This is a genomic window from Pandoraea sputorum, assembly GCF_000814845.2.
Classification (GTDB): domain Bacteria; phylum Pseudomonadota; class Gammaproteobacteria; order Burkholderiales; family Burkholderiaceae; genus Pandoraea; species Pandoraea sputorum.
This window is the reverse complement of sequence record NZ_CP010431.2, coordinates 3,365,901-3,382,561: the sequence shown is the minus strand read 5'-3', so window position 1 is coordinate 3,382,561 and position 16,661 is coordinate 3,365,901. Positions and strand designations below refer to the sequence as shown.

The window sequence follows — 16,661 nt, the reverse complement described above, 5'->3', positions numbered from 1 at the left end:
GTCGTGCAAAGCAGAAACACATGAACTCACGATTGTACGGCATGCGTGAACGCGATAGATGGGACGCTGTCACCAAACACGTCGACGCCGATGGCGACAGGCGAGCCTCGTCACCAACGGGCAGGCGCCAAACGGGCGGTGTGACGACGGCGTTTGGCGCCGGATCAGAAGTCAAACGCGAGATTCGCGGGGGCGGACAGGCGCGTGTGACGCGTCGTGGCGACGCTTGCGCCGGTGACGGGGGCGAGTGCTGCGCCTTCGAGGGAGAGCAGGGCGAGCTTGCGTTCCACACCGCCTGCGTAGCCCGTCAGTGTGCCGTCAGCGCCGATTACACGGTGGCAGGGCACGATCAGCGTTATCGGATTGCGCCCGTTGGCGGCACCCACGGCACGCGACTTGTTCGCATCGCCAAGTGAGTGGGCGAGATCGCCGTAGCTGCGTGTTTCGCCAAACGGGATGCGGCGCAGTTCGTCCCAGACGCTTTTCTGAAACGGGGTGCCGTCCGGTGCGAGATCCAGTTCGAACAGACGGCGTCCGTCGTGGAAATACTCGTCGAGCTGTTGCTTTGCGGCGTCGAGCACCTTGATGCCTGCGCCGTCGAGACGCGTCTCGCCGTCTCCGGGGAAGTACTTTTGCTGGGTGAAATAGACGCCGGTCAGCGCGTCGCCATTGGCGACGAGCAGCATTTGACCCAGCGGGCTGTCGTAAAAGGCTTCGTAATGCGTCGTCGTACGGGTCATGCAACCACCTCCTGCAAATTCATGACCGGCTGGCCAGCCGGTCCTTGTGCCGCAGCACGCCAGACGTGCAATGCGGCGTACGCGCGCCACGGTGCCCACTGGGCGGCGCGAGCCTCGACGGCGCGGCCGTTGGGTACGCCGAGCGCCTGACGCAGCACCAGATCGTCCACCGGCATGGCGTCCGGCGAGCCGAGGGCGCGCATTGCGATGTATTGCGCTGTCCACGGGCCGACGCCTTTGATGGCGAGGAGCGACGCCATCGTCGCGTCCAGCGGTGCGAGCGGATCGAGCCGCAGCTTGCCGTCCACAATCGCTTGAGCAACACCGTGAATTGCGGCGATACGACTTCGAATGATACCGGCTTCCCCGAGGGCATCGACGGGTACGGCGAGCATTTGTGCGGCACTCGGAAACGTGTGCGTCAGACCGTGGACGGGTGTCGGCAGTGGAGTGCCGAATCGCTCGGCGAGTCGTCCGAGCAGGCGGCGTGCGCCCTTGACGGTGATTTGCTGGCCGACGATGGCGCGCACGGCGATCTCGAAGCCGTCCACGGTGCCTGGCACGCGAAGGCCGGGCGTGGCGAGGGCGAGGGGGCCGAGGTGGGCATCGATGACATCGGGGCGAGCTCCGAGATCGAACAGATGGCGGAGTTTGCCGAGCACTTGCGGCACGCTGCCTGCGAGGACGGGGGGAAGCGTCACCTGTAGGGCGTGGCGATTCGTGAGTGGCGAGATCCGGCACCAGCCCGCGACGGTCTGTCCGTCCTGCCGCTGGAGGCTCAGCGTGCGGGTATAGACGTCGCCTTCACGGGACTCGACGCCGTCGATGGCGCGGTCGCCGAGAAAGTCGAGGAGGGCGTGCCATGCGAGGGGAGGGCGATAGGCGAGTTGAAAGACCAGATCGCCGTCGGGAATGGCGGCCATGCGGGCGTTGTGTGCGTTCAGGCGCAGGCGTCCGGGGGCGAAGCCATAGCGTGATTTGAAGAGTCCGTTGAAGCGTCTGACGCTACCGAAGCCAGCGGCAAGCGCGACCTCCGTCACCGGCAGCGCGGTATCGGTGAGCAGGCGTTTGGCGAGCAGCAGTCGCTGCGTCTGGGCGTATTCGACGGGGGAGACACCGAATTCGTCGGCGAAGATGCGTCGCAGGTGGCGCTCCGTGATGCCGATGCGGGCGGCGAGATCGGGCAGTGGGGCGTGATTGAGAAAGCCTTCGTCGATCATGGCGGCGGCGGCGTCGGCGAGTTCGCGGGAGGCGTCGAAGCGTGCGCCACCGGGTGCAAGTTCGGGGCGGCATTTGAGGCAGGGGCGGTATCCGGCCTTTTCTGCGGCGGCGGCGCTACCGTAGAACGAGCAGTTCTCGAAGCGGGGCGTGCGAACGTTACAGACGGGGCGGCAGTAAATGCCGGTCGAGGAGACGCCGACGAAGAACCAGCCGTCGAAGCGTCGGTCGCGTGCTGAGACTGCTTTGTAGCAGACATCCGGATCGAGCTTCATGGTGTGCGGGGGAGGGGAAAACATGGTGCCACTGTACGCGCGCGCCGGACGTCCGGCTAGTCATTTTCGGACATGACAGCACACCGGAGAAAAAGGGATGAGGGAGGAGGTTTGAGGCCCTGGGCAATACAGGCAGACGCAAGCAGGCGCTTACCGAAGCGACTTTCAGTGGAGCGCCGGGAAGTGCCTGCTTGCGTCTGTCCCGCTGCGTTGTGGGAGGGTGAGGTCGGTGAGTGCGGGAGGGTTTTCAGGGGCGAGCGCCAGAGATCGAAGCCCAAGAAAAAACCCGGCACGTCGGCCGGGTTTCGTCTTTCGGGGAACTGGAGGACACCAACGTGGAGGACAGCAACGTCGCCGTCCAGCCCCCTACGTCACATCGACAGCGGCCGAACTTAAGCCGCTGCGAGCAACTGACGCAGCACGAACGGCAGAATGCCGCCGTGCTTGTAGTAATCCACTTCGATCGGCGTGTCGATACGCAGCAGGACCTGCACCTTTTGCGTTTCGCCGTTCTTGCGATGGATCACCAGCGTGACGTCTTGTTGCGGCTTGATGTCCGCCGTCAGACCTTCGATGTCGTACGTTTCTTCGCCCGTGATGCCGAGCGATTCCACGCTGTCCGAGCCCTTGAATTGCAGGGGCAGAACGCCCATGCCGACCAGGTTGGAGCGGTGGATGCGTTCGAACGAACGGGTGATGACCGCCTTCACGCCCAGCAGCTGCGTGCCCTTGGCTGCCCAGTCGCGCGACGAACCCGTGCCGTACTCTTCGCCACCGAACACCACCGTCGGGGTGTTCTCGCCGACGTACTTCATTGCGGCGTCGTAGATCGAGAGCTGTTCGCCGCTCGGCTGGTGAATCGTCAGGCCGCCTTCCACGCGCGAGCCGTCGGCCTTTGCGGGGATCATCAGGTTCTTGATACGGACGTTGGCGAACGTGCCGCGCATCATCACTTCATGGTTACCGCGGCGCGAGCCGTAGCTGTTGAAGTCGGCCTTGAGCACGCCGTTTTCCAGCAGCCACTTGCCAGCCGGAGACGTTTCCTTGATCGAGCCTGCCGGGCTGATGTGGTCCGTCGTCACCGAGTCACCGAACACGCCCAGTGCGCGTGCGCCCTGGATCGGCTTGATGTCGGCGTTCGGCTCCATCGAGAAGCCGTCGAAGAACGGCGGCTCGGCGATGTACGTCGACGTCGGCCAATCGTAGACCTGGCCCTTCGAACCCTTGACCTTCGCCCACAGCGGGCTCGGTTCCTTCACCGAGTCGTAGTTGGCCTTGAACACCTTCGCGTTCATGGCGAACTTCATCAGCTTGTGGATTTCTTCGCTGGTCGGCCAGATGTCGCCCAGGTAGATATCGCGGCCACCCTTGCCCTTGCCGACCGGCTCGGTCATCAGGTCACGCGTGACGTTGCCAGCGATGGCGTAAGCCACGACCAACGGAGGCGAGGCGAGGAAGTTGGCGCGGATGTTCGGGTGAATACGCGCTTCGAAGTTACGATTGCCCGACAGCACGGCGGCTGCGACCATGTCGTTCTTCGTAATCGTCTCGTTCAGTTCGGCCGTCAGATCGCCGGCGTTACCGATACAGGTCGTGCAGCCATAAGCCGTCACGCCGAAGCCGAGCTTCTCGAGGTATCCCAGCAGACCGGCTGCGTGCAGATACTCGGTGACCACACGGCTTCCCGGGGCGAGCGACGTCTTAATGTGCGGGGCGACCTTCAGACCGGCTTCCACAGCCTTCTTCGCCAGCAGACCGGCGGCGAGCAGCACGCTCGGGTTCGACGTGTTCGTGCACGACGTGATGGCGGCAATGAGCACATCGCCGTTGTTCACGTCGATGCCGCTGGCCGTCTTGTACGTGGCGTCGAGTTGCTCTTGCGTCAGATTGAAACCGTTCTCGGAGACCGGCTTCGTGAACAGGTCCTTGAACGTCGACTTCACGTTGCCGATTTCGATACGGTCTTGCGGACGCTTCGGGCCGGCCAGCGACGGTGCGACCGTGCCGAGGTCCAGCTTGAGCGTCTTGGTGTAATCGATGCTGTCCGTCTTCGGTACGCCGAAGAGGTTCTGGGCCTTGAAGTACGATTCGAACGCGTCGATTTCGGCCTTCGTGCGACCCGTGCCCTGGAAGTAATCGATCGTCTTTTCGTCGACCGGGAAGAAGCCCATCGTCGCACCGTATTCCGGCGCCATGTTGGCGATGGTGGCGCGGTCCGGCAGTGCGAGGCTCGACGTGCCTTCGCCGAAGAATTCGACGAACTTGCCCACGACCTTCTCGCGACGCAGCATTTCCGTGATCGTCAGCACCAGGTCGGTGGCGGTCACGCCTTCGCGCAGACGGCCCGTCAGCTCCACGCCCACGACGTCCGGCGTCAGGAAGTAGACCGGCTGACCCAGCATGCCGGCTTCGGCTTCAATGCCACCCACACCCCAGCCCACCACGCCGATACCGTTGATCATGGTCGTGTGGCTGTCCGTGCCGACGAGCGTGTCCGGATAGAACACATCGTCCTTCTTGTGCACGCCGCGTGCCAGATATTCCAGGTTCACCTGGTGGACGATGCCATAGCCCGGTTGCACGACGCCGAACGTGTCGAACGCCTGCATGCCCCACTTCATGAACTGGTAGCGCTCGTTGTTGCGCTGGAATTCCAGCTTCATGTTCAGATCGAGCGCTTTCTTCTCGCGGAAGTGATCGATCGTGACCGAGTGGTCGACCACCAGATCCACCGGCACCAGCGGCTCGATGCGCTTCGGGTTCGCGCCCTGACGCTCGGCGACGTTACGCATCGCGGCCAGATCGGCCAGCAGCGGCACGCCCGTGAAATCCTGCAGCACGACACGCGCGACGACGAACGGAATTTCGTCCGTGCGCTCGGCGTTCGGTTTCCAGTTGGCAAGTTGTTTGACGTGCTCTTCGGTCACCTTCTTGCCGTCGCAGTTGCGCAGCACGGACTCGAGCACCAGGCGGATCGACACCGGCAGGCGTTCGACATTCACACCCAGGGCCTTGCCCAGTTGGGGCAGCGAGTAGAACTTGCCTTTCTTGTTGCCGCCGAGCTTGAACTCTTTAAGCGTTTTGTGGAGGTTGTGGGCCATGATCTTTCCTTGAGTGATACAGAAAAACAAAGCGTGGTGATGCTATTAGTGGGGGCCGGTATCGCGCAGGCACTTGCCTGGGTGCCCGCTACGATGCCGGTAGGTCATGCGTCCGGCGTGCCGGGTACTGCGAAGACTTCCGATGACTTCCGGTAAAACCAAATGTGCAGCAGTGCAACAGTGCAACAGGAAAGCGGCTGGCGCATCACGTGAATTGCGCCGGTATCAACCCGGCGCCTGCTCAGTTGGTCACCCGGATCAACTCGTTCGATTGCGTCGGTGCTGCCTTGTTCTGTTCCGACATCGCTTGCGTCATGCACTCGTCAGCCAGACGGTTGCCGCCATCGCGGTGCGTGAAGAGCATGGCCTTGGTCGGAATCACGACCAGATCCATGCCGCTTGCTGCGTCATAGAAACGGTCTGCGCCGGTCGTCGTTTGCTGACGCGGCAGCCGGTAGTTGCGGCCTTCCCAGAACATCGTCAGGATCTGATCGCGCTTCATGTCACCCTTGATGTACAACTTATTGTTCTCTTTGCAGCTCCAGAGTTCCGAGCCTTCGTCCGGTTGCGCAGGGGCTGCAGCGACAGCGGCTTTCTTCTTGGCCGGGGCCTTCTTTTTCGGAGCGGCCTTCTTGGTCGTGGTTTTGCTGCTCGAGGTCGCGTCGGCGGCAAAGGCCGTCGGGACGAGGGCAGCGGAGCACAGGGCAACCAGCGCAGTCAGACAAAGCTTCTTCATGGTGAGTCTCTCCAGAGGGTAAGAACCGACGTTTGCAAAAGCGCAGATTATCGTACGAAGTCTGCGTCGTTCGACGTCACCACACAAATTTTTTCAATTCCTTTCACGCCAGCGCGACAAGCGACGGCGGTTAATACCGGCGTCGCAATGGATTGTGCTGCGGTGCGCAAAGGGACTATATCGATAACGCGCCAAGGCTGGCGGCGCTTCGGTCGAAGACCGTTCCGACAACAATGAGGGAAGCGCTGGGGATGGAGTGCTTGGCGAAACGAACGCGAGGACCGGGGCTTGACGGCGTTCAGTCCGGCATTCAGCGAGGCGTTCACGACGTTTGCTGCGGGCATTACGCGCACGCCGGAGATCCGGGGTGGTGCGCTGCTTGCGGCAATCGGACGCTGCATTCGCTTGGCCAAGAAATCGCTCGATGATGCGTGAGGGAGTGGCGGGATCATAACGCCGTCGCGGGCTGGCAAGCTGACGTGTGCGATATGTCGTCACTCTGGATTCGAGGAACGTACGGGTGCTGCCGGTGATGCGGGGGAGTTGCGCCGGCTCTGGGGGTAGCCGCCGGCGCAGTTTCGGCCCGTTGCGACGCTTTTGGCGTCGCGCGGGGCCGGATCCCTGGGTATTCCTGGGAAATCAGCCCAACAGATGGGCCACGCCAGCGCGCTCTTCTTCGAGCTCCTTGAGCGTGAAGTCCATCTTTTCACGCGAGTAGGCGTCGATCTCGAGGCCTTCCACGCGCTTGTACTTGCCGTTTTCGCAGATCACCGGCACGCCGTAGATCACGTCTTCCGGGATGCCGTACGAGCCGTCCGACGGGATACCCATCGTGACCCACTTGCCGTTCGAGCCCAGCACCCAGTCATGGATGTGGTCGATAGCAGCGTTGGCAGCCGAAGCGGCCGACGACAGGCCACGGGCTTCGATGATGGCGGCGCCGCGCTTGCCGACGGTCGGCAGGAACACGTCATTGTTCCACACGTCGTCGTTGATCAAGGCCTTCACGCTCTGGCCGTCGATCGTGGCGAAGCGGTAGTCGGCGTACATCGTCGGCGAGTGGTTGCCCCACACGGCCAGCTTTTCGATGCTCGCGACCGGCTTGCCGGTCTTGGCGGCGAGTTGCGACAGGGCACGGTTGTGATCCAGGCGCAGCATCGCGGTGAAGTTTTCCTTCGGCAGGTTCGGGGCCGACTTCATGGCGATGTAGGCGTTGGTGTTCGCCGGGTTGCCGACGACCAGCACCTTGACGTTGCGGCTGGCGACTTCGTCCAGGGCCTTGCCCTGCACCGTGAAGATGGCGCCGTTCGCTTCGAGCAGATCCTTACGTTCCATGCCCTTCGAGCGCGGACGGGCGCCAACCAGCAGGGCGACGTCGGCATCCTTGAAGGCGACCTTCGGGTCGTCGGTCACGACCACGCCAGCCAGCAGCGGGAACGCGCAGTCTTCGAGCTCCATCACGACGCCCTTGACGGCGGCTTGAGCTTGCGGGAGGTCGAGCAGTTGCAGGATGACGGGCTGATCCTTGCCGAGCATGTCGCCATTGGCGATACGGAACAGCAGGGAGTAGCCGATTTGGCCAGCGGCGCCGGTGACGGCGACACGCATTGCGGGTTTTGCCATGAGAATCTCTCCAGACGTGTACAAATAATCCTGCGAAGCTCAGGATGGGCTCACCGTCCGGGTGGCAAACTTTTGCCAGGCTGACAGCGCCGCGTCACATGAAGCTTCTAAAATTCCTTGACCTACGGAAGCTTGCGGGCTGCGCGGGGAGTGCTGCCGTCGACATGTGCGAAGCACCGGACTCTCTTATCTTATAAGATAGCCGTGCTGCGGCTGCAGGCCCCTGTTAGCCCGCGCCAGTGTAGGAGTCGCCAGAACGAATGTCAACTCTATCTTATGTCTTATATAAGACATAGGATTATTGCTGTTATTCGATGGACGAAGGTCTTGATTTGTGGTCAAATCCCCGCCATGAATGCGAACGTTCGCGACACATCCAACACCACGCCGCCTGTCGACGCGCCGCAGCGATCGGACAGCGCGCGCGATGTCGCTCAGGTCTCCCCGGCTGCATCGGCTGCTCAGGCTGTGCAGGGTGGCGTGGCCGCCGGAGCGTCGCCGACCTTCAGTCCACTGTACCAGCAGATCAAGGGACTCATTACCCAGAGCCTGCAAGCCGGCGAATGGAAGCCCGGCGAAATCATTCCCAGCGAAGTCGATCTGGCAGGCCGGTATAAGGTCAGCCAGGGAACGGTGCGTAAAGCCATCGACGAACTGGCGGCCGAGAACCTGCTGGTGCGTCGTCAGGGCCGCGGCACGTTCGTGGCCACCCATCATGAAGACCGGGTGCAATTCCGGTTTCTGCGTCTCGCGCCCGATTCGGGCGAACCCCATCACCCGCCCAGCCGCCTGATCGAGTGCCGCCGAATGCGCGCACCGGCGGAAATCGCACGTCAGCTGGATCTGCGTGCAGGCGACGGCGTGATTCTGATTCGTCGCATGATGGATTTCTCGGACCGCCCGACGGTGCTCGACGAAATCTGGCTGCCCGGGGCGCTGTTCCGTGGGTTGACGGCGGAAAAGCTCAATGAATACAAAGGGCCGATGTACGGCCTGTTCGAGGACGAATTCGGTACGCGCATGATCCGCGCCGTGGAGAAAGTCCGCGCCGTGGCCGCAGACGACATGACGGCGGATCTGCTGAAAGTGCCGAAGGGTTTTCCGCTTCTGAGTGTGGAGCGCGTTTCCTACACTTATGGAGACAAACCGGTAGAAGTGCGCCGGGGTTGGTATGTCACCACGGAACATCATTATCAGAACGAACTAAGTTGAAGACGAAGTCGGGTCTGACGTGAAATTGTTGAGAGGGTAGGGCGACTTTCCCCAGGGATGCGCCGGTGTCGTGGCCGGCAAGTGCCTGAAAGTCGAGGCTTGGGGGCGGCGTGTCGTGCGCCGTTGGCAGGAATTTCCGGAGCGTTAGAACCGGTATGGTGCAATGCACTAGAATCGGCGCTAAAATCCGGGGCTGATGTAACTACATGGGGTCTAGCATGGCTGAAGTGGTAAAAAAAGAGCGGCCAGTCTACAGGAATATCGGTATCGGACAGATTGTCTCGTACCGTCTCCCGCCGGCTGGTATCGTTTCGATTCTGCACCGTATTAGCGGTGTCATCTTGTTCCTTCTGTTGCCGTTCGCGCTGTATCTGTTCGAACAGAGCCTCACGTCGGAACTGACCTTCGAAACTCTTCGAAGCGTCGCCTCCAACTGGTTTGTCAAACTCGTCATCCTGGCGTTGTCGTGGGGCTTCCTGCACCACTTCTGTGCTGGCGTGCGCCACCTGCGCATGGACTTCAATCACGACGCAGTGAGCAAGGAAGGCGGCAAGAATTCGGCTGTGGTCGTGCTGGCCGTGTCGCTGGTGCTGACGCTGGCCGTCGCCCTCAAGCTGTTCGGAGCGTTCTAAGATGGCACAGAACAATATCGGTTCCAAGCGCCTGGTTGTCGGCGCTCACTACGGCCTGCGCGACTGGATTGCGCAGCGCATGACCGCAGTGATCATGGCCGTGTACACGGTGATCCTGCTGGTGTGGTTCTTCACCGCCAAGAACTTCTCCTACGAAGGCTGGGCCGGCATCTTCTCGCATCAATGGATGAAGTTGGCCACGTTCGTTACGCTGCTCGCGCTGTTCTATCACGCGTGGGTCGGCATTCGCGACATCTGGATGGACTACGTCAAGCCCGTCAGTGTGCGACTGGCGCTGTACGCGCTGACGATCGTCTGGCTGCTGGCTTGTGCCGGCTATGCCGCGCAGATTTTGTGGAGAGTGTAAAGAATGGCTGCAATTAAAAATTCGCTGCCGCGCCGCCGCTTTGACGTCGTCATCGTGGGCGCAGGTGGTTCGGGCATGCGCGCTTCGCTGCAACTGGCCAAGGCCGGTCTGTCGGTGGCAGTGCTGTCCAAGGTGTTCCCCACCCGTTCGCATACCGTGGCCGCTCAGGGCGGCATCGGCGCTTCGCTCGGCAACATGAGCGAAGACAACTGGCATTACCACTTCTACGACACCATCAAGGGCTCCGACTGGCTCGGCGACCAGGATGCGATCGAGTTCATGTGCCGTCAGGCACCGAACGCCGTCTACGAGCTGGAACACTTCGGCATGCCGTTCGACCGTAACCCGGACGGCACGATTTACCAGCGCCCGTTCGGCGGCCACACGGCCAACTACGGCGAAAAGCCCGTCCAGCGCGCTTGCGCGGCCGCTGACCGTACCGGTCACGCCCTGCTGCACACGCTGTACCAGCAAAACGTCGCTGCCAAGACCCACTTCTTCGTGGAGTGGATGGCGCTCGACCTGATTCGCAACGAAGAGGGCGATGTCCTCGGCGTGTCGGCGCTGGAACTCGAAACCGGCGAAGTCTACCTGCTCGAAGGCAAGTGCACGTTGTTCGCGACCGGCGGTGCCGGCCGTGTGTACGCCGCTTCGACCAACGCGTTCATCAACACCGGTGACGGTCTGGGCATGGCTGCACGCGCAGGCATTCCGCTCGAAGACATGGAATTCTGGCAATTCCACCCGACCGGCGTGGCCGGCGCGGGCGTGCTGATCACCGAAGGTGTGCGCGGCGAAGGCGGTATTCTGCGTAACTCGAACGGCGAGCGTTTCATGGAGCGTTACGCTCCGACGCTGAAGGATCTGGCGCCGCGTGACTTCGTGTCGCGTTCGATGGACCAGGAAATCAAGGAAGGCCGTGGCTGCGGCCCGAACGGCGACTACGTGCTGCTTGACCTCTCGCACATCGGTGCCGAGACGATCATGAAGCGCCTGCCGTCGATTCGCGAAATCGCACTGAAGTTCGCCAACGTCGACGCGATCAAGGAACCGATCCCGGTCGTGCCGACCATCCACTATCAGATGGGCGGTATTCCGACGAACTACAACGGTCAGGTCGTGCTGCAGAAGGACGGCTCGTCGGTGCCCGTCAACGGCTTCTACGCTGTGGGCGAGTGCTCGTGCGTGTCGGTCCACGGTGCCAACCGTCTGGGTACGAACTCGCTGCTCGACCTCGTGGTGTTCGGCCGTGCTGCCGGTAACCACATCGTCGACTTCGTCAAGAACCACGGCGAGCACAAGCCGCTGCCTGCCGATGCCGGCGACAACGCGCTGGCGCGCCTCGGCCGTCTGGAAGCCTCCAGCTCGGGCGAGTACGCTCAGGACATCGCCAACGACATCCGCGCGACGATGCAGAAGCACGCCGGCGTGTTCCGTACGTCGGACCTGCTCAAGGAAGGCGTGGACGAGATCAAGCAAGTGGCCGAGCGCGTGTCGCACGTCCACCTGAAGGACAAGTCGAAGGTGTTCAACACGGCGCGTATGGAAGCGCTCGAAGTCGACAACCTGATCGAAGTGGCCAAGGCCACCATGATCGCAGCGGAAGCCCGTAAGGAAAGCCGCGGTGCACACGCACACAGCGACTACCCGGAGCGCGACGACGCCAACTGGATGCGCCACTCGCTGTTCTTCAGCGAAGGCAACCGTCTGGATTACAAGCCGGTGCAGATGAAGCCGCTGACCGTCGACTCGGTTCCGCCCAAGGCGCGGACGTTCTAAGGGATTCGCAAGATCATGAAACGCATTTTTGAAGTCTACCGCTACGATCCGGACAAGGATGCCGCACCGTACATGCAGACCTACGAGGTTGAACTCGACGGTCACGAGCGCATGCTGCTCGACGCACTGGTGAAGCTCAAGAAGATCGACGAAGGCATCGCTTTCCGCCGCTCGTGCCGCGAAGGCGTGTGCGGTTCGGACGCCATGAACATCAACGGCAAGAATGGTCTGGCCTGCCTGACCAACATGAACGATCTGCCGAACAAGATCGTGCTCAAGCCGTTGCCGGGTCTGCCGGTCATTCGCGACCTGATCGTCGACATGACGCACTTCTTCAACCAGTACCACTCGATCAAGCCGTACCTGATCAACCCCGAGCCGGCACCGGAGAAGGAGCGTCTGCAGTCGCCCGAACAGCGTGATGAGCTCGATGGTCTGTACGAGTGTATTCTGTGCGCATCGTGCTCGACCTCGTGCCCGAGCTTCTGGTGGAACCCGGACAAGTTCGTCGGCCCGGCCGGTCTGCTCCAGGCTTACCGCTTCATCGCGGACAGCCGCGACACGGCGACCAGCGAGCGTCTGGACAATCTGGAAGATCCGTATCGCCTGTTCCGCTGCCACACGATCATGAACTGCGTGGATGTGTGCCCGAAGGGTCTGAACCCGACGAAGGCCATCGGCAAGATCAAGGAGCTGATGGTGCGTCGCGCCGTCTGACCCAACGATCATGCCGGATACCAATCACCAGTCCGATCCGGTAAAACGTGCCCGCCTGCGCTGGCGGGCACGCCGCGGTTTGCTGGAAAACGACCTCATTCTCGAACGATTCTTCGCCAAGTACGAGGCTTCGCTGACTGACGAGGATGTGGGCGCCCTCACAAAGCTGCTCGATTTGAGCGACAACGATTTGATGGATCTGCTGCTAGCGCGTAAAGAGCCCGAGGCGGATCTGGACGGGCCGGACGTGCAGCGCCTGCTGGCGCTTTTGCGTGCCGTGTAGGGGTTTTGGAATTTTTTTGAGGAAGCGATATGACTCCGTCTGATGTTAAAGCCACCCTATCTTTCTCCGACGATTCGCCCAGCGTAGAGCTGCCGATTTATCAGGGAACGATGGGCCCGGATGTGATCGACATCCGCAAGCTGTACGGCCAGACCGGCAAGTTCACGTATGACCCCGGCTTTATGTCGACGGCGTCGTGCAATTCGGCCATCACCTACATCGATGGCGACAAGGGTGAGCTGCTGTACCGCGGCTACCCGATCGAGCAGTTGGCCACCAACTGCGACTTCCTCGAGACCTCGTACCTGCTGCTCAAGGGCGAACTCCCGAACGCCGAACAAAAGAAGGAATTCGTCGACACGGTGACCCGTCACACGATGGTTCACGAGCAGATGAACTTCTTCTTCCGTGGCTTCCGTCGCGACGCTCACCCGATGGCCGTGCTGACGGGTTCGGTGGGTGCTCTGTCGGCGTTCTACCACGACTCGCTCGACATCAATAACCCGAATCACCGCGAAGTCTCGGCGATTCGTCTGATCGCCAAGCTGCCGACGCTCGTCGCCATGGCGTACAAGTACAGCATCGGTCAGCCGTTCGTGTACCCGAGCAACGACCTGTCGTACAGCGCGAACTTCATGCGCATGATGTTCGCCAACCCGTGCGAAGAGTACAAGGTCAACGACGTGCTGGTGCGCGCCCTCGACCGTATCCTGATCCTGCACGCCGATCACGAGCAGAACGCTTCGACGTCGACCGTCCGTCTGGCCGGTTCGTCGGGTGCGAACCCGTTCGCCTGTATCGCTGCGGGTATCGCATGTCTGTGGGGCCCGGCGCACGGTGGTGCGAACGAAGCCGCGCTGAACATGCTCGAGCAGATCGGTTCGCCGGACAAGATCCCCGAATTCATCAAGCAGGTGAAGGACAAGAACTCGGGCGTGAAGCTGATGGGCTTCGGTCACCGCGTGTACAAGAACTACGACCCGCGTGCCAAGCTGATGCGCGAGACGTGCTACGAAGTGCTCAACGAACTCGGCCTGCACGACGACCCGCTGTTCAAGCTGGCCATGCAGCTCGAGAAGATCGCCCTGGAAGACGAATACTTCGTGTCGCGCAAGCTGTACCCGAACGTCGACTTCTACTCGGGCATCGTGCAGCGCGCGCTGGGCATCCCGACGTCGATGTTCACCTGCATCTTCGCGCTGGCCCGTACCGTGGGCTGGATCGCGCAGTGGAACGAAATGATCGGCGAACCGGATCAGAAGATCGGTCGTCCGCGTCAGCTGTTCATCGGCCACACGCCGCGCGAAGTCGCGCCGATCGACAAGCGCTAAGCCTGTCGAGGCGTCCGGCACGGCCCCCGCTTGCCGTGCCGGCACCGCAACCTTGCCGAAACGGCAAGGCGGTGCGGCCCGCAACGAGCCCTCGTTGCGCTATATTCGAATCCACGGCACAAGCTGCCGTGATTCGCACAAATCCCCGGTTCATCGTGCGTTTACCGCCCGGTTTTCCGGGGATTTCGTATTCCGCCGGCGCGAAAGCGCTATGGCATAATCAAAAGTTCACAGAACCGTAATTTGCGTTCTCAGAACTATATTTCGCCCCCGCGTTTTTATCATGGCCAAGACGCTGTATGACAAGTTGTGGGATGCACACGTCGTGCATACCGAGGACGATGGCACGACCGTGCTCTACATCGACCGTCATCTGTTGCATGAGGTGACCAGTCCGCAGGCGTTTGAGGGTCTAAAACTCGCGCAGCGTCCGGTCTGGCGTTTGTCCGCCAACCTCGCGGTGTCGGACCACAATGTGCCGACCACCGACCGCACGCACGGCATTGCCGATCCGGTCTCGCGTTTGCAGGTCGATACGCTCGACGCGAACTGCGATAGCTTCGGCATTACACAATTCAAGATGAACGACGTTCGTCAGGGCATCGTGCACGTGATCGGGCCGGAGCAGGGCGCAACGTTGCCGGGCATGACGGTGGTGTGCGGCGACTCGCATACCTCCACGCACGGCGCTTTCGGTGCGCTGGCGTTCGGTATCGGTACGTCGGAAGTCGAGCACACGCTTGCGACGCAGACCTTGCTGATGAAGAAGAGCAAGAACATGCTCGTGAAGGTCGAAGGCACGCTGCCGCGCGGCTGCTCGGCGAAGGACATCGTGCTGGCCGTCATCGGCAAGATCGGTACGGCCGGCGGTACGGGCTACACGATCGAGTTTGCGGGCTCGGCGATTCGCTCGCTCACGATGGAAGGCCGCATGACGGTGTGCAACATGGCGATCGAAGCCGGTGCGCGCGCGGGTCTGGTGGGCGTTGACGATACGACCATCAACTACGTGAAGGGCCGTCCGTTTGCGCCGACCGGCGTGGAGTTCCAGCAAGCCGAAGCCTACTGGCGCGGCTTCCATACCGATGCCGGTGCAACGTTCGACCACGTGGTCGAGATCGACGCCAACACGCTGCGTCCGCAGGTGAGCTGGGGGACGTCGCCGGAGATGGTCGTGAGCATCGAAGATCGCGTGCCGGATCCCGAGAAGGAAAAGGACCCGGTCAAGCGCAGCGCCATGGAGCGTGCGCTCGAGTACATGGCGCTCACGCCGGATACCCCGATGTCGAGCATCAACGTCGACAAGGTGTTCATCGGCTCGTGCACCAATTCGCGCATCGAAGACATTCGTGCGGCGGCTTACGTCGTGAAGAAGCTCGGTCGACGCGTGGCGTCGAACGTGCGTCTGGCGATGGTTGTGCCGGGCTCGGGGCTGGTCAAGCATCAGGCAGAGCAGGAAGGGCTGGATCAGGTCTTCAAGGCGGCCGGTTTCGAATGGCGTGAGCCGGGCTGCTCGATGTGTCTGGCGATGAACGCTGACCGTCTGGAATCGGGCGAGCGTTGCGCTTCCACGTCGAACCGTAACTTCGAAGGCCGTCAGGGCGCGGGTGGGCGTACCCACCTGGTGAGCCCGGCGATGGCGGCGGCTGCTGCGATCGAAGGCCATTTCGTCGACGTGCGCCGTCTCGTTTGACGGGCAAGCATCGATTTATCCGTTGTTGGACATTTTCTTTGATAGAGACAAGACCATGAAGAAACTGTGGATGCTGATCGGTGCGGTGCTGCTGTTGGGCGTGGCGGGTTGCAACACGATGGCGGGCCTCGGCAAGGACACGCAAGCCGCTGGCTCGGCGCTCGAAAACGCCGCGAAGAAGTGATGCGACGGTGTGCGTCGCGCGGGCAAAGGCCTCGCACGCACACCTACAAATTTCCGGTTTGACGGCCCGCTGTACACGCGACAGGCCGCGGCCGAACTGTTTTGATCAGGTGGTTCGTGATGGAAAAATTTACCGTCCATACGGGGTTGGTGGCACCGCTGGATCGCGAAAACGTCGATACCGACGCGATCATCCCCAAGCAATTCCTGAAGTCGATCAAGCGCACGGGTTTCGGCCCGAACCTGTTCGACGAGTGGCGTTATCTCGACGTCGGTCAGCCGGGCCAGGATTGCAGTACGCGTCCGCTCAACCCGAATTTCGTGCTGAACCAACCGCGCTTTCAGGGCGCGACCGTGTTGCTCGCACGCAAGAACTTCGGCTGTGGCAGCTCGCGTGAGCACGCCCCGTGGGCATTGCAGCAATACGGTTTCCGTGCCGTGATTGCGCCGAGCTTCGCCGACATCTTCTTCAACAACTGCTACAAGAACGGGCTGTTGCCGATCGCGCTGTCCGAGATGCAGGTCGACCATCTGTTCAACGAGACGGCCGCGTTCAACGGCTATCAGTTGACCATCGATCTGGACAAGCAGGCGGTCATTACGGCAGACGGTCGCGCTTATGAGTTCGACATCGCACCGTTCCGCAAGTACTGCCTGTTGAACGGTTTCGACGACATTGGCCTGACGCTGCGTCATGCCGACAAGATTCGCGCCTATGAGGCCGAGCGGCTCGCCAAGCAGCCGTGGCTCGCAACGCGTTTGCCGGGCTGA

16 protein-coding genes are annotated in these 16,661 nt (G+C 61.7%); 11 read left to right on the top strand and 5 right to left on the bottom strand.

Going from position 1 to position 16,661, the window contains the following annotated elements; genetic code table 11:
- Positions 1–164: 164 nt before the first annotated feature.
- The 4 genes from NA29_RS14880 to NA29_RS14865 all read right to left on the bottom strand — a co-directional run bounded on the left by NA29_RS14880 (position 165) and on the right by NA29_RS14865 (position 6,070).
- Positions 165–740: a methylated-DNA--[protein]-cysteine S-methyltransferase gene (locus NA29_RS14880; protein ID WP_052252959.1), complete on the bottom strand. Its 576-nt coding sequence runs from the start codon at positions 738–740 to the stop codon at positions 165–167.
- On the bottom strand, positions 737–2,233 hold the full coding sequence (locus NA29_RS14875; protein ID WP_039399186.1) for a DNA-3-methyladenine glycosylase 2 family protein: 1,497 nt from the start codon (positions 2,231–2,233) through the stop codon (positions 737–739). The genes NA29_RS14880 and NA29_RS14875 overlap by 4 nt, the downstream gene beginning before the upstream one ends.
- Before the next feature lie 392 nt (positions 2,234–2,625).
- Positions 2,626–5,334, bottom strand: a complete 2,709-nt coding sequence (gene acnA, locus NA29_RS14870; protein ID WP_039399184.1) for an aconitate hydratase AcnA — start codon at positions 5,332–5,334, stop codon at positions 2,626–2,628.
- A gap of 241 nt (positions 5,335–5,575) precedes the next feature.
- Entirely contained in the window at positions 5,576–6,070 is a 495-nt protein-coding gene (locus tag NA29_RS14865) for a hypothetical protein (RefSeq protein WP_039399182.1), read from the bottom strand.
- A gap of 288 nt (positions 6,071–6,358) precedes the next feature.
- Here NA29_RS14865 and NA29_RS25795 point away from each other — a divergent pair, with 288 nt between their 5' ends.
- Positions 6,359–6,505: a hypothetical protein gene (locus NA29_RS25795; RefSeq protein ID WP_157127405.1), complete on the top strand. Its 147-nt coding sequence runs from the start codon at positions 6,359–6,361 to the stop codon at positions 6,503–6,505.
- Positions 6,506–6,709: 204 nt separating this feature from the next.
- On the opposite strand, the gene NA29_RS14860 is transcribed toward NA29_RS25795, so the two are convergent.
- The gene (locus NA29_RS14860; RefSeq protein ID WP_039399180.1) at positions 6,710–7,693 is read right to left on the bottom strand and encodes a malate dehydrogenase; all 984 of its coding nucleotides are present in this window, start codon (positions 7,691–7,693) and stop codon (positions 6,710–6,712) included.
- A gap of 351 nt (positions 7,694–8,044) precedes the next feature.
- Here NA29_RS14860 and NA29_RS14855 point away from each other — a divergent pair, with 351 nt between their 5' ends.
- The 10 genes from NA29_RS14855 to leuD all read left to right on the top strand — a co-directional run bounded on the left by NA29_RS14855 (position 8,045) and on the right by leuD (position 16,661).
- Positions 8,045–8,905 carry a GntR family transcriptional regulator gene (locus tag NA29_RS14855; RefSeq protein ID WP_039399178.1) on the top strand — a complete coding sequence of 287 codons (861 nt, stop codon included), beginning with the start codon at positions 8,045–8,047 and terminating at the stop codon, positions 8,903–8,905.
- Positions 8,906–9,123: 218 nt separating this feature from the next.
- Positions 9,124–9,537: a succinate dehydrogenase, cytochrome b556 subunit gene (gene sdhC, locus NA29_RS14850; RefSeq protein ID WP_039399176.1), complete on the top strand. Its 414-nt coding sequence runs from the start codon at positions 9,124–9,126 to the stop codon at positions 9,535–9,537.
- Between the two features lies 1 nt (position 9,538).
- On the top strand, positions 9,539–9,904 hold the full coding sequence (gene sdhD, locus NA29_RS14845; protein ID WP_039399175.1) for a succinate dehydrogenase, hydrophobic membrane anchor protein: 366 nt from the start codon (positions 9,539–9,541) through the stop codon (positions 9,902–9,904).
- A gap of 3 nt (positions 9,905–9,907) precedes the next feature.
- A complete protein-coding gene (gene sdhA / locus NA29_RS14840; RefSeq protein WP_039399173.1) occupies positions 9,908–11,683 on the top strand; it encodes a succinate dehydrogenase flavoprotein subunit in 1,776 nt (591 codons plus the stop codon).
- Between the two features lie 12 nt (positions 11,684–11,695).
- Complete coding sequence (locus NA29_RS14835) at positions 11,696–12,400, top strand: succinate dehydrogenase iron-sulfur subunit (RefSeq protein WP_039368514.1); 705 nt, start codon at positions 11,696–11,698, stop codon at positions 12,398–12,400.
- Between the two features lie 10 nt (positions 12,401–12,410).
- Positions 12,411–12,683, top strand: coding sequence for an FAD assembly factor SdhE (locus tag NA29_RS14830; protein WP_039399170.1), 273 nt, complete (start codon positions 12,411–12,413; stop codon positions 12,681–12,683).
- Positions 12,684–12,712: 29 nt separating this feature from the next.
- A complete protein-coding gene (gene gltA / locus NA29_RS14825) occupies positions 12,713–14,014 on the top strand; it encodes a citrate synthase (RefSeq protein WP_039399168.1) in 1,302 nt (433 codons plus the stop codon).
- Between the two features lie 283 nt (positions 14,015–14,297).
- A complete protein-coding gene (gene leuC, locus NA29_RS14820) occupies positions 14,298–15,707 on the top strand; it encodes a 3-isopropylmalate dehydratase large subunit (RefSeq protein ID WP_039399166.1) in 1,410 nt (469 codons plus the stop codon).
- Positions 15,708–15,762: 55 nt separating this feature from the next.
- A complete protein-coding gene (locus tag NA29_RS14815) occupies positions 15,763–15,891 on the top strand; it encodes an entericidin A/B family lipoprotein (protein WP_023596599.1) in 129 nt (42 codons plus the stop codon).
- Between the two features lie 119 nt (positions 15,892–16,010).
- Positions 16,011–16,661, top strand: a complete 651-nt coding sequence (gene leuD / locus NA29_RS14810; protein ID WP_039403621.1) for a 3-isopropylmalate dehydratase small subunit — start codon at positions 16,011–16,013, stop codon at positions 16,659–16,661.

Coding starts and splice junctions, on each gene's coding strand:
- NA29_RS14880 (WP_052252959.1), bottom strand. CDS start 740: ATGACCCGTACGACGACGCATTACGAAGCCTTTTACGACAGCCCGCTG.
- NA29_RS14875 (WP_039399186.1), bottom strand. CDS start 2,233: ATGAAGCTCGATCCGGATGTCTGCTACAAAGCAGTCTCAGCACGCGAC.
- acnA (WP_039399184.1), bottom strand. CDS start 5,334: ATGGCCCACAACCTCCACAAAACGCTTAAAGAGTTCAAGCTCGGCGGC.
- NA29_RS14865 (WP_039399182.1), bottom strand. CDS start 6,070: ATGAAGAAGCTTTGTCTGACTGCGCTGGTTGCCCTGTGCTCCGCTGCC.
- NA29_RS14860 (WP_039399180.1), bottom strand. CDS start 7,693: ATGGCAAAACCCGCAATGCGTGTCGCCGTCACCGGCGCCGCTGGCCAA.
- NA29_RS14855 (WP_039399178.1), top strand. CDS start 8,045: ATGAATGCGAACGTTCGCGACACATCCAACACCACGCCGCCTGTCGAC.
- sdhC (WP_039399176.1), top strand. CDS start 9,124: ATGGCTGAAGTGGTAAAAAAAGAGCGGCCAGTCTACAGGAATATCGGT.
- sdhD (WP_039399175.1), top strand. CDS start 9,539: ATGGCACAGAACAATATCGGTTCCAAGCGCCTGGTTGTCGGCGCTCAC.
- sdhA (WP_039399173.1), top strand. CDS start 9,908: ATGGCTGCAATTAAAAATTCGCTGCCGCGCCGCCGCTTTGACGTCGTC.
- NA29_RS14830 (WP_039399170.1), top strand. CDS start 12,411: ATGCCGGATACCAATCACCAGTCCGATCCGGTAAAACGTGCCCGCCTG.
- gltA (WP_039399168.1), top strand. CDS start 12,713: ATGACTCCGTCTGATGTTAAAGCCACCCTATCTTTCTCCGACGATTCG.
- leuC (WP_039399166.1), top strand. CDS start 14,298: ATGGCCAAGACGCTGTATGACAAGTTGTGGGATGCACACGTCGTGCAT.
- NA29_RS14815 (WP_023596599.1), top strand. CDS start 15,763: ATGAAGAAACTGTGGATGCTGATCGGTGCGGTGCTGCTGTTGGGCGTG.
- leuD (WP_039403621.1), top strand. CDS start 16,011: ATGGAAAAATTTACCGTCCATACGGGGTTGGTGGCACCGCTGGATCGC.